The 14,777-nt window shown below is 40.6% G+C and carries 17 protein-coding genes and 1 riboswitch; of the genes, 4 read left to right on the forward strand and 13 right to left on the reverse strand.

Translation table 11 applies throughout. The features are described from left to right. The first annotated feature begins 259 nt into the window (after positions 1–259). From NST13_RS07095 to cysC, 3 genes are read left to right on the forward strand one after another with little or no spacing between them, the layout of a single operon-like run. Positions 260–964: a phosphoadenylyl-sulfate reductase gene (locus NST13_RS07095; protein ID WP_342468795.1), complete on the forward strand. Its 705-nt coding sequence runs from the start codon at positions 260–262 to the stop codon at positions 962–964. Positions 965–976: 12 nt separating this feature from the next. Further along, positions 977–2,119, forward strand: coding sequence for a sulfate adenylyltransferase (gene sat, locus NST13_RS07100; RefSeq protein ID WP_342581707.1), 1,143 nt, complete (start codon positions 977–979; stop codon positions 2,117–2,119). Between the two features lie 12 nt (positions 2,120–2,131). Beyond that, positions 2,132–2,728 carry an adenylyl-sulfate kinase gene (gene cysC, locus NST13_RS07105; protein ID WP_342581708.1) on the forward strand — a complete coding sequence of 199 codons (597 nt, stop codon included), beginning with the start codon at positions 2,132–2,134 and terminating at the stop codon, positions 2,726–2,728. Positions 2,729–2,826: 98 nt separating this feature from the next. Here the strand turns inward: cysC and NST13_RS07110 are convergent, their stop codons facing one another. The 6 genes from NST13_RS07110 to sufC all read right to left on the reverse strand — a co-directional run bounded on the left by NST13_RS07110 (position 2,827) and on the right by sufC (position 8,706). After that, positions 2,827–3,141, reverse strand: a complete 315-nt coding sequence (locus tag NST13_RS07110) for a hypothetical protein (protein ID WP_342468792.1) — start codon at positions 3,139–3,141, stop codon at positions 2,827–2,829. A gap of 383 nt (positions 3,142–3,524) precedes the next feature. Further along, positions 3,525–4,922: a Fe-S cluster assembly protein SufB gene (gene sufB / locus NST13_RS07115; protein WP_342468791.1), complete on the reverse strand. Its 1,398-nt coding sequence runs from the start codon at positions 4,920–4,922 to the stop codon at positions 3,525–3,527. Positions 4,923–4,941: 19 nt separating this feature from the next. Next, positions 4,942–5,385 carry a Fe-S cluster assembly sulfur transfer protein SufU gene (gene sufU / locus NST13_RS07120; RefSeq protein WP_342468790.1) on the reverse strand — a complete coding sequence of 148 codons (444 nt, stop codon included), beginning with the start codon at positions 5,383–5,385 and terminating at the stop codon, positions 4,942–4,944. After that, complete coding sequence (locus NST13_RS07125) at positions 5,372–6,598, reverse strand: cysteine desulfurase (RefSeq protein WP_342581709.1); 1,227 nt, start codon at positions 6,596–6,598, stop codon at positions 5,372–5,374. The genes sufU and NST13_RS07125 overlap by 14 nt, the downstream gene beginning before the upstream one ends. Further along, on the reverse strand, positions 6,595–7,902 hold the full coding sequence (gene sufD, locus NST13_RS07130; RefSeq protein ID WP_342468788.1) for a Fe-S cluster assembly protein SufD: 1,308 nt from the start codon (positions 7,900–7,902) through the stop codon (positions 6,595–6,597). The genes NST13_RS07125 and sufD overlap by 4 nt, the downstream gene beginning before the upstream one ends. 18 nt (positions 7,903–7,920) lie before the next feature. Then, positions 7,921–8,706: a Fe-S cluster assembly ATPase SufC gene (gene sufC, locus NST13_RS07135; protein WP_342468787.1), complete on the reverse strand. Its 786-nt coding sequence runs from the start codon at positions 8,704–8,706 to the stop codon at positions 7,921–7,923. A 508-nt stretch (positions 8,707–9,214) separates the two neighbouring features. Between sufC and NST13_RS07140 the strand changes: the two genes are divergently transcribed. Beyond that, a complete protein-coding gene (locus NST13_RS07140) occupies positions 9,215–10,117 on the forward strand; it encodes a LysR family transcriptional regulator (protein WP_342471258.1) in 903 nt (300 codons plus the stop codon). A 59-nt stretch (positions 10,118–10,176) separates the two neighbouring features. Here NST13_RS07140 and NST13_RS07145 read toward each other — a convergent pair whose 3' ends face one another. From NST13_RS07145 to NST13_RS07175, 7 genes are all read right to left on the reverse strand, one after another. Beyond that, on the reverse strand, positions 10,177–11,034 hold the full coding sequence (locus tag NST13_RS07145) for a MetQ/NlpA family ABC transporter substrate-binding protein (RefSeq protein WP_342581710.1): 858 nt from the start codon (positions 11,032–11,034) through the stop codon (positions 10,177–10,179). A gap of 59 nt (positions 11,035–11,093) precedes the next feature. After that, the gene (locus NST13_RS07150) at positions 11,094–11,762 is read right to left on the reverse strand and encodes a methionine ABC transporter permease (protein ID WP_342468785.1); all 669 of its coding nucleotides are present in this window, start codon (positions 11,760–11,762) and stop codon (positions 11,094–11,096) included. Further along, positions 11,755–12,780, reverse strand: a complete 1,026-nt coding sequence (locus NST13_RS07155) for a methionine ABC transporter ATP-binding protein (protein ID WP_342581711.1) — start codon at positions 12,778–12,780, stop codon at positions 11,755–11,757. The genes NST13_RS07150 and NST13_RS07155 overlap by 8 nt, the downstream gene beginning before the upstream one ends. A 171-nt stretch (positions 12,781–12,951) precedes the next feature. Continuing rightward, positions 12,952–13,064: riboswitch (SAM riboswitch) on the reverse strand. A gap of 51 nt (positions 13,065–13,115) precedes the next feature. Next, positions 13,116–13,418 (reverse strand): thioredoxin family protein, encoded by a 303-nt coding sequence (locus tag NST13_RS07160; RefSeq protein ID WP_342468783.1) that lies wholly within the window; start codon positions 13,416–13,418, stop codon positions 13,116–13,118. A 12-nt stretch (positions 13,419–13,430) separates the two neighbouring features. Next, complete coding sequence (locus NST13_RS07165) at positions 13,431–13,772, reverse strand: toprim domain-containing protein (RefSeq protein ID WP_342468782.1); 342 nt, start codon at positions 13,770–13,772, stop codon at positions 13,431–13,433. A gap of 121 nt (positions 13,773–13,893) precedes the next feature. Further along, the gene (gene gcvH, locus NST13_RS07170; protein WP_342468781.1) at positions 13,894–14,274 is read right to left on the reverse strand and encodes a glycine cleavage system protein GcvH; all 381 of its coding nucleotides are present in this window, start codon (positions 14,272–14,274) and stop codon (positions 13,894–13,896) included. A gap of 76 nt (positions 14,275–14,350) precedes the next feature. After that, the gene (locus NST13_RS07175; RefSeq protein ID WP_342468780.1) at positions 14,351–14,707 is read right to left on the reverse strand and encodes an arsenate reductase family protein; all 357 of its coding nucleotides are present in this window, start codon (positions 14,705–14,707) and stop codon (positions 14,351–14,353) included. Positions 14,708–14,777: the final 70 nt, after the last annotated feature.

A 14,777-nucleotide genomic window follows, 5' to 3' on the forward strand; every position in this document is an offset into this window, starting at 1 on the left:
GTTGCGCTTTCTTGTCGTATTCTTTGTTTCATACAATAATCAAATTTTTCCGATAAGTCAACATGGTTTTTAAAATATTTATAAATTGCCATTTTAATATTGATTTCTCCAAGTAAAATAGTATACTTTAAATTACATTTTATTTTTAATCAATTTAATATCATACGCTGACTAGAAAACTAGAGGCGTTTTAATGTAAGGTTTTTGAAATTTTTTATTACATTAAAACGCCTCCTTTTTTATTGAAAGGAGGAAGTACATGCTGACTTATCAAACTTGGCAAGATCCGCCCATCGATTTCGAAGTGGATGAAACATACAAGGGCGCTTTGAATGTCCTTCGGTGGGCCTATGACCAATATGGTGAAGATGTTATTTACGCATGCAGTTTTGGTATCGAGGGGATTGTGCTCATTGACCTGATTTCAAAGGTGAAGGCTGATGCACAAATCGTCTTTTTAGATACGGAGGTTCATTTCAAAGAAACCTATGAAACCATTGAAAAGGTGAAGAAAAGATATCCATCGTTAAACATCATACTTAAAAAACCAGCCATTTCATTGGAAGAACAAGCAAAATTGTATGGAGATGAACTCTGGAAAAAAGACCCAAACAAGTGTTGCGAAATCCGGAAAATCATCCCTCTCCGGGAAACTTTGACCGGTGCGAAAGCATGGATTTCCGGATTGCGCCGGGAACAATCGGAAACTAGAAAACATGTGAACTTCCTGAACAAAGATAATAAGTTCCAATCCGTTAAAATCTGTCCGTTGATTCATTGGACTTGGAAAGATGTGTGGCGTTATGTAAGCAAACATCAGTTGGATTACAACCCGCTCCATGACCAAGGTTACCCCAGCATCGGATGCGCCCACTGCACAAAACCGGCTTATACATTGGATGATTTGCGTTCCGGCAGATGGGCAGGTTTCAATAAAACAGAATGTGGATTACATGTTGATTAGGAGGAATGAAAAATGACAACCATTCAACCCCATGGCGGCGTATTGGTGAACGCCTACGACCCAAATGAGCCCTATGAACATCTGCAAAAAGAAATTCCCCTTGATGGGATTGCGATCAGTGATTTGGAGTTGATCGGAGTCGGTGCTTATAGCCCAATCGACGGCTTCTTATCCGAAGAAGATTATAAAAGCGTAGTAGAAAATATGCGTTTGGCAAACGGGATTGTTTGGAGCATTCCCATTACGCTTCCGGTAACAGAAGAATTGGCTAGCACATTAAAAGTTGGCGACAAAGCCAAGTTAGTCTTTGATGGAGAAGTATATGGAATCATCGAAATTCAAGATATTTATAAACCGGATAAAACCGTTGAAGCCAAAAATGTGTATGGAACAGATGATTTAAACCATCCTGGCGTGAAAAAATTGTTTGACCGTCCGAATGTGTATGTCGGCGGGAAAATCATCCTTGCAAAAAGAACGAAAAAACAATTTCCTGACTACACTTACGACCCAGTTGAAACACGGGAATTATTTGAGAAAAAAGGCTGGAAAACGGTAGTAGGTTTCCAAACACGAAACCCGGTACACCGCGCCCATGAATACATCCAAAAAGTCGCTTTGGAAATCGTCGACGGGCTTTTCCTCAATCCTTTAGTGGGAGAAACAAAATCCGACGATATTCCAGCCCATATCCGCATGGAAAGCTATGAAGTATTGCTTGAAAATTACTATCCGAAAGATCGGGTGCATTTAGGCGTGTTCCTTGCAGCGATGCGCTACGCCGGACCGAGAGAAGCGATTTTCCACGCATTAGTGCGCAAAAACTACGGCTGCACGCACTTCATTGTTGGCCGCGACCATGCCGGTGTCGGAAACTATTACGGCACATACGACGCCCAAAAGATTTTTGACCAATTCAAACCAGAAGAAATCGGCATCACGCCACTTAAATTTGAACATAGCTTCTATTGCACAGCTTGCGACGGAATGGCCACAACAAAAACATGCCCGCACGATGCATCCACTCGCATCATCTTATCCGGAACAAAAGTGCGGGAAATGTTGCGCAACGGAGAAATCCCGCCAAGCACATTCAGCCGCAAAGAAGTGGTAGAAGTCTTAATCCGCGGACTTCGGGAAGAAGTTCATTCATAAGGAGTTGTTATAATGAGTTCAAACATCGTATGGCATGATACATCCATCACAAAAGCAGACTACAGAAAGAACAATGGCCATCACAGTTTCATTCTATGGTTCACAGGACTTTCGGCATCTGGAAAATCTTCCATTGCCAATGCACTGGCAAAGGAACTTTTTGAACGTGGCAATCAAGCCTTTGTCCTCGATGGCGACAACATCCGCCACGGTCTGAACAAAGATTTGGGCTTTGACGAACAATCCAGAAAGGAAAACATCCGCCGCATTGGCGAAGTATCCAAACTCTTTGTAGAAAGCGGACAAATCGTGTTGACGGCTTTCATTTCACCTTATAAAGAAGACCGGGCTTCAGTCCGATCCCTTGTGGAAGCAGATGAATTCATCGAAGTGTATGTACAATGTTCCATTGAAGAATGTGAACGCAGAGATCCGAAAGGGTTGTACAAAAAAGCCCGAAATAATGAAATTCCAAACTTTACGGGCATCAGCGCCCCTTATGAAGCGCCGGACAATCCGGAAATCGTCGTGGACAGCGAAAAATATTCCATTGAGGAATGCAAAAATCAATTGATTGAATTTTTACTTGAAAAAGGATATATCAAATAGCTTTCAGTCCGCCATAAACCTTCATAGAAAACTCCCATCATATAAAAAACAGGGCACCTTTTGCCCTGTTTTTATTTGTAAAACATACACAATATATTTCATCTATATAAATTGAGTATAATGAATCCAATCATTGAAAGTAAAAACACTGCTAGAAAGACTGGAAAATAATACGTTTTTGCCGGCTGTGCATTGGTTTTCTTTCCACGCAGCCAACCAACGAACAGTCCCAGAAACATCCCGATTATGCCGCAACGTAAGATTGAAATGATATAATCAAGTACAGGCTTATATTCGGTCACGTAATTTCCATTGCCCAAATCTTTTACCACTTTATAATCGAAGAAGAGAATAGAAAAAGCCAGTCCAAACACTAGTCCATAAATTGATGACTTGATAAGTGTCCTCTCCATTTTTCCACTCCATTACTTTTATTACATTTATTACTACATATTATCATAATTCCTCAGTAAAAAAGAACCCTGCAATTTGTTTAAATATGATATTTTTTTAAATTAATTAAACGTACTGTGGATAATTTTGGATTCCAAACGGGAAGACGTGTAAGGATATGACTTGCCTCATTCAAAAAATGCAAATAATAACCAAACAAGCAAGATTACAATAGGAAAAATTATCATGCAAGCAAAAAACAACCGCTGATATATGCCTACACGTCACCAAGAAAATGGAAGATGACGCTTTGGATTTATATCAGCGGTATTTAAAATGAATTTTTTGTAGTTGTTCGTGGGTGTGTACCCCTCTAAACTGAAAAACCCTTATAAAATAAGCCTTATCCGATAGAACCTTCCATTTCGAACTTGATCAAGCGGTTCATCTCTACTGCGTATTCCATTGGAAGTTCGCGAGTGAATGGTTCAATGAAGCCCATAACGATCATTTCTGTCGCTTCCTGTTCAGAAATGCCGCGGCTCATCAAGTAGAATAATTGTTCTTCGGATACTTTGGATACTTTCGCTTCGTGCTCAAGGGACACATTATCATTCAATATTTCGTTGTATGGAATTGTATCGGAAGTCGATTCATTATCCAAAATCAATGTGTCACACTCGATATTCGCACGGGCGCCGCTTGCTTTCGGACCGAAGCGGACAATACCGCGGTATGTTACTTTACCGCCTTGTTTTGAAATGGATTTGGACACGATTGTGGATGACGTATTCGGTGCCAAGTGGATCATTTTTGCACCGGCGTCTTGGTGCTGACCTTTACCCGCCAATGCGATGGATAACGTCATACCGCGGGCTCCTTCACCTTTCAAAATACATGCAGGATATTTCATTGTGAGTTTGGAACCGATGTTGCCGTCAATCCATTCCATTGTACCGTTCGCTTCCACAACCGTACGTTTTGTCACCAGGTTGTACACGTTGTTGGACCAGTTTTGGATTGTCGTATAACGGCAGTAAGCATCTTTCTTCACGATGATTTCAACCACCGCAGAGTGAAGGGAGCTTGTTGTGTAAACAGGTGCTGTACATCCTTCCACATAATGTACGGAAGCCCCTTCGTCCACAATGATTAACGTACGTTCGAATTGCCCCATATTTTCAGAGTTGATCCGGAAGTATGCTTGAAGCGGAGTTTCCACTTTCACGCCAGGTGGAACGTAGATGAAAGAACCACCGGACCAAACAGCTGTATTCAAAGCGGCAAATTTGTTGTCGGAAGCCGGCACCACTGTTCCCCAATACTTTTTGAACAGCTCTTCGTTTTCTTTCAAAGCGGAGTCTGTATCTTTGAAGATGATTCCTTTTTCTTCAAGTTCTTTTTTCATGTTGTGGTAAACCACTTCTGATTCGTATTGGGCGGAAACGCCGGCCAAATATTTTTGTTCCGCTTCCGGAATACCTAAACGGTCGAACGTTCTTTTGATTTCTTCAGGCACTTCATCCCAGGAACGTTGAGTCGCTTCCGTCGGTTTTACATAGTAAGTGATTTCATCGAAGTTTAATTCGGATAAGTCGCCACCCCATTGCGGCATTGGTTTTGAATAGAATATATCAAGGGCTTTTAAACGGGCCTCGAGCATCCATTCAGGTTCATTTTTCATTGTTGAAATTTCACGGACGATTTCTTCGGTTAATCCACGTTTTGAACGGAATACAGAAACGTCCTTGTCACGGAAACCGTATTTGTAATCGCCAATATCAGGCACATTTTTTGCCATGTTCTCTCCTCCGTTCAAATTATTTTAACTCTTGGCTTACTCCTTTTTCCATCGCTTTCCAGGCAAGAGTCGCACATTTAATGCGGGCAGGGAATTTGGATACACCTTGAAGTGCAGCAATATCCCCCATTTCTTCCAACGTCTCTTCATCAATTTCCTGGCCTAGCATCATTTTTGAAAAAATCTCTGCCAGTTTGAGTGCTTCTTCCACTTTTTTTCCTTTGATGATTTCCGTCATCATGGAAGCGGATGACATGGAAATGGAACAACCCTCGCCATCAAATTTGGCATCTTCCACAATACCGTCGTTGATTTTTAATGTTAAATGAATACGGTCACCGCAAGTTGGGTTATTCATATCAACGGTTACGTTATTTTCATCCAAGTGGCCTTTATTTCGCGGTTTTTTATAATGCTCCATGATGACCGCACGATATAGTTGATCTAAATTATTCAAAGACATTGTTAAAATACTCCTTCGCTGCGAGCAATCCTTCAACGAGCGCATCGATATCTTCTTTGTTGTTATAGAGATAGAAGCTTGCACGTGCCGTTGCAGAAACTTTCAACCATTTCATCAACGGTTGTGCACAGTGATGTCCTGCACGGATGGCAATTCCTCTCATATCGAGAACCGTTGCAAGATCGTGAGGATGCACGCCATCTAAATTGAATGTAATCAGACCGCAACGTTTATTCGGATCTTTCGGACCATAAATTTGGATCCCTTCAATTTTCTCCATTTCAGATAAAGCATATGCTACCAATTCATGTTCATGTTGTCGAATCCGTTCCATTCCAATATTCGTCAAATAATCGATTGCAGCCCCTAAACCAATGGCGCCGGCGATGTTTGGCGTACCGCCTTCGAACTTCCAAGGAAGCTCTTTCCATGTGGAATCATATAAATCAACGAAATCAATCATTTCGCCGCCAAATTCAATCGGCTCCGTTTTTTCCAAAAGTTCTTGTTTGCCGTAAAGGACACCGATTCCTGTAGGACCGCACATTTTATGACCGGAAAAGGCCAAAAAGTCGCAATCGATATCTTGTACGTCAATCGGCATATGCGGCGCTGCCTGGGCTGCATCCACCACCATGATCGCACCATTTTCATGGGCAATGGCAGCAACTTCTTTTACCGGGTTGATGGTACCCAATACGTTGGAAGCCATTGTCATTGCCACAATTTTCGTTTTCGGTGTGATCGTTTTTCTCACCGTATCCAATGAAATCGTTCCGTCTTCTTCCAAATCGATATATTTTAATATCGCCTTTTTTTCTTTTGCGAGTTGTTGCCATGGAATCAAGTTTGAATGGTGTTCCATATAAGTGATGACGATTTCATCGCCTTCCTCTACATTTTGTCTTCCATAAGCACTCGCAACTGTATTCAAGGAAGTCGTTGTGCCTCTTGTGTAAATGATTTCTTTTGTTGATCTGGCATTGATGAATTTGCGGATTTTTTCCCTGGCCCCTTCATACGCATCCGTTGCACGATTTCCAAGCGTGTGAACTCCGCGGTGCACATTGGCATTGTCAAAATCATAATATTTGCGAACGACGTCCAAAACTTGCACAGGCTTTTGTGATGTTGCGGCGCTGTCAAGGTAAACGAGCGGATGCCCGTTTACTTCTTGATTCAATATAGGAAAATCTTTTCGAAATTCATTCATTTACGAACTTTCCCTTCAATAACTTTCGTTAACTGATTTTTTACTCCTTCAATTGGCAATGAGTTTACAACCGGTGCAAGGAAACCATGGATGATCAAGCGCTCCGCTTCTTCTTTCGAAATGCCACGGCTCATCATGTAATAAAGCTGGGTCGGATCCACCCGTCCAACAGAAGCTGCATGTCCAGCCATAACATCATTTTCATCGATTAATAAAATCGGGTTGGCATCCCCGCGGGCTTTGCTTGAAAGCATTAATACGCGGGATTCTTGCTGAGCGTTGGATTTGGATGCACCATGTTCAATTTTGCCGATGCCGTTAAAGATGCTTTGAGCCGCATCTTTCATTACACCGTGAGTCAAAATAAAGCCTTCCGAGTTTTTGCCCCAGTGGCGAACTTCCGTTGTAAAGTTTTGCTTTTGGCTTCCTGTTCCCACCACTACTGTTTTTGTATCCGCATGGGAGCCGTCGCCAACAAGGTGGGTGATGTTCTCGGAAATTGTATCCGAGTTGTTCATTAAGCCCAATGCCCAATCGATTTTTGCATCACGGTTTAAATGGGCACGGCGGTTTACATAAGTTGTAAATCCATCGGCAAGGACATCGACTGCACCGAAAGTAACTTGTGCATTATCCAATGCGATGACTTCTTCGATCAAGTTGGCTTGGCCTTTTGCCTTTTCTACTGTCGATAAGTAGTTTTCCACGTATGTGACGGACGAATTTTTATCCGCTACGATCAACACATGATTAAATAATGAAGCTTCTTCATCATCGTTCAGGAATACCACTTGAATCGGTTTTTCGATGACAACATTTTGCGGAACGTATAAGAACACTCCACCATTCACCAAAGCCGCATGATAAGCGGATAATTTATGTTCATCCAATTTGACAGCTGTCGTCATAAAATATTTTTGAACCAAATCCCCATGTTCGCGCACAGCTGTCAGGAAATCTGTGAATATAACGCCTTGGGATTTAAGTTCATCTGAAAGTTTTAAAATGACCGGCGTGTTGTTTCGTTGAACATAGAGATTTTCTTGCTGTTCAACATCGATTAATTCCTTTACTTCTTCCGGCAATTCTTCAATGGCAAAAAGTTCACTTTTCACCGTATGTTTTGGGAAATTGATGAAATCCCACTTTTCAATATTTGTTTTATCTGGTTTCGGCATTGGTAAATCAACAGCTTTTTCAAGGGCAGCCGCACGTAAATCAGTAAACCATTTCGGTTCGTTGTTTGATTCAGAGAACGAGCGGACTTCGCTAGCTGATAACGCCAATTTTGTTTCAACCGTCATCTTTCATCGTCCTCCTAATTAAGCTTCTTTTTCAGTTACTGCGTCTGTATCTTCAATTCCCAACTCTTTTTTGACCCATTCATAACCTTCCGCTTCCAATTTCTTAGCCAGCTCAGGTCCGCCGGATTTCACGATTTTGCCTTGCATCATAACATGAACATAATCTGGAGTGATGTAGTTCAATAAGCGCTGATAGTGGGTGATCACCAAGCAGCCAAAATCTTCGCCACGCATTTCGTTAACGCCTTTGGAAACGACTTTCAAAGCGTCGATATCAAGACCGGAGTCGATTTCGTCCAAAATGGCGAATTTAGGTTTCAGCATCATCATTTGAAGAATTTCGTTACGTTTCTTTTCCCCACCGGAGAAACCTTCGTTCAAATAACGTTGAGCCATTTCAGGATCCATTTCCAGGAATTCCATTGTTTTATCCAATTCACGGATAAATTTCATGATTGAAATTTCATTGCCTTCCCCGCGGCGGGCATTAATGGCTGAACGGATGAAGTCGGCATTGGTAACACCTGAAATTTCGGATGGATACTGCATGGCAAGGAAAAGCCCCGCTTTAGCCCGCTCGTCCACTTCCATTTCCAATACATTTTGTCCATCTATTTCAATTGTTCCTTGAGTAACCTCATATTTAGGATGACCCATGATCGCTGAAGCCAATGTGGATTTCCCTGTACCGTTTGGCCCCATGATTGCATGTACTTCATTTGTATTGATTGTCAGGTTTACACCTTTTAAAATTTCTTTTCCTTCGATTGATACATGAAGATCTTTAATTGTTAAAGTTGACATCTATATACCTCCATTTTTGTTATGGTTGGCAGTACCATTACTAATTTATTATCATTCTAATCTTAACCTAAATCAAGGGGGCATGCAAAAGTTTTAAACTTTTATTCCCATAAATCAGCAAAAACCTCACCAATATTAGTGTTTACAATTCCCAATTCAGTTTTTTCAGTGATCGTTTTTGTAAAAAGTAGGCATGTTCATTTTCAATAAATCCCGACTAATTGAGAACAATTATTAATGAGTGAATATTAAGAAAATATTCCAATATACTTTCTTCTTGCATATCCTTTTAATGGCAGGAATAGGAATCATTTTTTTAATAATTGTTATTTAATAAATTTATAAAGTAGGAAGAAAAAATTCAAATAAGCGCTTCCGGCCCCTTTCATTTTAAAGGTTCATCATTACTTTCCATCGTTTACATTTATATAATTTTCTTTTAATATAAAAAATACATATATATCATATATAGACTCATCTGTTTTTTAGATGATTAGGAGGGAGTACTCTGGAATTACGTCAATTGCGCTATTTTGTTGAAGTGGCAGAGCGGGAACATATTTCAGACGCTGCTGAACACCTTCATGTAGCTCAATCTGCTGTGAGCAGACAAATAGCAAATTTAGAAGAAGAGCTTGGCACACCACTTTTTGAACGGGTCGGGCGGAATGTGAAATTGACACCGATCGGCAAAATCTTTTTGGAGCATGCCATTACCGCACTCAATGCCATCGATTATGCGGTCAAGCAAGTGGAGGAATATTTGGATCCTGAAAGGGGCTCCATTAAAATCGGGTTCCCTACCAGTTTAGCAAGTTACGTTCTTCCGACAGTCATTTCCGCCTTTAAAAAAGACTATCCTGATGTCAATTTCCACTTGCGTCAGGGTTCTTACCGATACTTGATCGAAGCGGTGAAAAATCGGGAGTTGAATCTTGCCTTTCTTGGCCCGGTACCCCGAAAAGATGAAAGCATCAATTCAATGATTTTGTTCAACGAAAATATTTGCGCCCTGCTTCCCGCCAATCATCGGCTGGCGAAACGGGATAAAATCCATTTGGATGAACTGCGGAATGACAATTTTGTTCTTTTCCCGGAAGGATACATTCTACATAAAGTCGTGGTCGATGCATGCAAATCGGCTGGTTTTCTTCCTAAAGTCACTTCGGAAGGGGAAGATATGGATGCTTTGAAAGGGATGGTGGCAGCAGGCATTGGCGTCACATTGCTTCCTGAAAGCTCCTTCTATGATTCAACCCCGCGTTTAACGATCAAAATGAAAATTGATAACCCAAACATCACACGCAACGTAGGAATCATTTATCCGGCGAACCGGGAATTGGCTCCTTCTGAACAAGTATTTATCAAATTCGTCAATTCATTCTTCTCCAGATTGAATCAATTCCAATAGCCTTTTAAATTAGAAAAAACCTCCTAATCATCCCGATTAGGAGGTTTTTTACCGCTAAATTATTCGCTTACTGGTACTACTGAGCCGCCCCATTCTTCAAGAATGAAGTCTTGGATTTCTTTGGAGCGCAATACTTCTACCAATTTTTTGATTTCTTCGCGGTTTTCATCGCCAGAACGTACAGCAATTACGTTTACATAAGGTGATTCTGAACCTTCAATGGCGATGGAATCTTTTACAGGGTTGATGCCTGCGTCAATCGCAAAGTTGGAGTTGATGACAACTGCGTCTCCTTCTTCGTTTTCATAATATGTAACCATCATTTCAGGAGCGTCAGTTGCTTCAATTTTCAAGTTTTTCGGATTTTCTACAATATCATCCAATGTGGCTTTTGTTTTATCAATGCCGTCTTTTAATTTGATTAAACCTTGCGCTTCAAGCAATGATAAAATGCGGCCATGGTCAGGAATTGAGTTTGAAATCAGGATTGTCGCACCATCAGGCAGTTCATCTAAAGATTTATATTTTTTGGAGTAGATGCCGATCGGTTCGATGTGGATACCGCCAGCATTGACTAGATCATAACCTTCTTCGGCCACTTTTTGTTCAAGATACGGAATGTGTTGGAAGTAGTTTGCATCAAGGTCGCCATTGTTCAAATCTTCGTTTGGCAATACATAGTCTTGATATTCTTCAATTTCCAGTTCAATTCCTTCTTTTTCCAAAATAGGTTTGGCTTTTTTCAAAATCTCCGCATGCGGTGTATGGGAAGCACCCACTTTTAATGTTACTTTTTCTTTTGTTTCGTCGTCTTTTGTTCCTTCATCAGACGAAGAATTTGCATCGTCTTTCGTACCGCATGCTGCTAGTGCGAGTACAAGAACGGATAAAAGCAAAAATGATAATAATTTCTTCATGCCTCTTTCTCCTTCTCCTTCAATTTTTTTATGTGAACGGCTTTCGCCAAATCACCCAACTAACGCTTGTCCGTTTTGGCAGTAATAGTATCGCCAATCCATTGTATGATGAATACAATGACCAAAATAAAAATCGTTGACATTAACGTGACATCTTCCCGGGTTCTTTGGAAACCTTCCAAAAACGCCAAGTTACCCAGACCGCCGGCACCGATGATTCCCGCCATTGCCGTATAGCCGACAAGGGCAACAGCCGTTACCGTAATGCCGGAAATGAGGGCAGGTTTGGATTCCGGAATCAACACTTTCCAAATAATCTGAAATGTATTGGCGCCCATTGATCTTGCCGCTTCAATGACCCCTTTATCCACTTCTCTGAATGCGATTAAAACGAGACGGGCATAGAATGGCGCAGAACCGATAATCAGCGCCGGCAAAGCGGCATTCACTCCACGGATTGTTCCAAGTAAAAACTTCGTAAATGGAATCAACAAAATGATCAATATGATAAACGGAATCGAACGGAAGATGTTGACAAGGGATCCCGTCAAGAAATGAACCACTTTGTTCGCCCACAATTGATGGGGACTAGTTAAAAAAAGCAAAATACCGATCAATAATCCAAGAACGAAGGTGACCGCCGTTGAGACAACCGTCATGTAGACCGTGTCATAAGTAGCTTGCCACATGAGGTCCCACTTTACATTTGGAAATAAAGTTTCAATCATTGGAAATCACCTCCGTTTTAATGTTCATCGTCTGCAATTTTTCCAACGCCTTTTCCACTTTTTCCTTATCTCCGTCAAGTTGGACGATCAATGTTCCATAAGGGCCATTGGCAGTTTCGGATATATTGCCGTAAAGGATATTAACATCAATTTGGAATTCTTTGATCAAGTAAGAAATAACCGGTTGATCGGATGTATTTCCTACAAAAATCAATTTCACCAATTTCCCTGTTGGGTAATTTTTCAAAATATGCTCAATCGCTTCTTTGGATTCTCTTGAATCGGACACTTGCATCACAAAGTTTTTCGTAATATCCGCTTGAGGATTTCGGAACACCTCAAGTACGTCCCCTTGTTCAACTATGCGCCCGGCTTGCATTACCGCCACCCGATGGCAAATTTTGCGGATGACATGCATTTCATGGGTAATCAACACAATCGTTAATCCGAGGCGCTGATTAATATCTTGCAACAGACTCAAAATCGAATCGGTTGTTTCCGGGTCCAATGCGCTCGTCGCTTCATCGCAGAGCAGCACTTCCGGATTGTTTGCCAACGCTCTCGCAATCCCCACACGCTGCTTTTGTCCCCCGGAAAGCTGGGAAGGATAAGCATCCGCTCTTCCGCCCAGCCCCACAAGTTCGATCAATTCTTGAACTTTCTTGTCCCGTTTCGCCTTTGGAACACCGGCGATTTCCAGAGGGAATGCGATATTTTCCGCAACCGTTCTCGACCACAATAGATTGAAATGTTGGAAAATCATACTGATTTTTTGGCGCGCTTTGCGCAACTCTTTTCCTTTTATCGATGATATCTCAAGACCATTCACAGTGACTGAACCGCTTGTTGGTTTTTCAAGTCCATTCAAAAGGCGGATCAATGTACTTTTTCCGGCACCGCTATATCCGATGATTCCGAAAATTTCACCTTTTTGAACGGATAAACTGACATGATCAACTGCGGTTAATTCTCCATCTTTCGTTTTAAATATTTTTGTGACATCTTTTACTTCAATCATATGAGTACTCCTTTGACAAACCGCAATAAAGTTTTAATACTGCATCTGTGAATTTTACAGTTTTTATTCTATTACTTTAGCAATGTAAAAAGAGGAAATTTCAATAAAAAAACCTCCTACTTTGATAAGTAGAAGGGAAGTTGAACAACCCAGAAGAATTTGTAAAACTTCCTCTTATCTTTCAAAGTAATAAATACTTTGCGTGATTTGGCACCTTATCATATCAAAAATATGATGGTTGCCGGGTTTCATAGGGCACTTCCCTCCACCACTCTTAATAAGAGTTTTCTATTTAATTATGGAACCAATGTACCATGTAATCTATCATATGTCAACTATAATCTCAACTTTTCATATAAGTTTTGTACGGATTCAAAGGCATAAACTTTTTCATGCTCTTTTCCATTCTTCGTAATCAAAAGACAAGGCACGCTTTCGATTTGCTGTTCAAAAGCGAAATCCTCCAGAAAATTGATATTCGCTTTGCCAATGGGAATCTGTGGCAGCAACACTTCGACGACTTCCAACATTTTTGATGCCACTTTGCATGTTCCGCAAAAGGGTGTGTATAAATATAAAGCCGTTACTTCATGATTTTTTGCTTTCTCTTTCCAAGTTTCAATTGTCCATTCTTCCATTTCGATCATTTCCTATACTAAATATTCTTTGTGTACTGAAAATTTCGCTTCCTTCAGTAATTGTGCCAATACTTTTCTTGGGGCATTCGCCACTTCCATATAAGTCTTCGGAACGTTGAGATGGGTAGCCTCAGAATAGATCCGCTTCATCAATTTTCTTAATTTATCGCCCGATTGATCCGCATCAAAAAATGTATATAGTTCGCATTCCTCATAAGGCTCAAGGAGTTCCAGCAACGCATCTTCGCTGATGGTTCCATTTGTACAGACGATTTTCACCTCTTCCGCAAATATGGGGGCCAATTTCATCATATCCGAACGACCTTCAACAATAATACATTTTTCATAATGCATGTTGATCACCCCAAGTACTATAATAAAAACCGAAGAAACAAAAATAAAATAAAAAGGTTGTTTATTTATTATATTTTGTTTTAAAAAAAACGCCAGTTCTTTCACTGGCGTTTTTCACATACTATTCCGAAATGATTTCTTCGTATTGTTCCGCAGTCAATAATTGATCGATTTGGGAAGCATCTGAAGGTTCAACGACAATCATCCAAGCTTTTTCATATGGTGATTCATTCACAAGTTCCGGGCTGTCTTCCAGTTCAGTATTCACTTCAACAACTTTGCCGGAAACCGGTGCATATAATTCAGAAACCGTTTTTACGGATTCAACGCTTCCAAACGGCTCGTTCATTTGAATTTCGTCACCCACTTGCGGAAGTTCCACGAACACAATATCGCCAAGTTCAGATTGCGCGAAATCAGTGATTCCAACACGCACTTTACCATCTTCCACTTTTACCCATTCATGTTCTGAAGTATAACGTAATTCCTTAGGTACTGTCATACTTTAACCTCCATCATATGTAATCTTTTAACCAGTTTGACATATTTCCATAGCAAAAACAAGCCATTTCAGTGGATTACTTCCATGTCTTTTCAAACTCTTCCTCTTTGAATCCAAGAGTGACTTTTTCCCCATCCGTCACGATTGGACGCTTGATCAACATTCCATCAGAGGCAAGCAATTCCAGCTGTTCCTCTTCGGACATCGCATTTAGTTTATCCTTTAAACCAAGGGATCTATACTTTTGTCCGGATGTGTTAAAAAACTTTTTCAGAGGCAGTCCGCTTTTTTCCCAATAGGATTTTAATTCTTCCTTCGTAGGAGTTTGTTCTACAATATGAATGGCTTCATAGTTTATTCCATTTTCGTCCAACCATTTTTGCGCTTTTTTGCAAGTTGTGCATTTTGGATAATGGATAAATTTCAACGTCATCTCTTTTTTCTCCTTGTATTCATAATATTTCTAACTTCTCTTATTTTTATCATGCATGATTCAAATCATG

The sequence above is a fragment of the Ureibacillus sp. FSL W7-1570 genome (assembly GCF_038593265.1).
GTDB lineage: Bacteria > Bacillota > Bacilli > Bacillales_A > Planococcaceae > Ureibacillus > Ureibacillus suwonensis.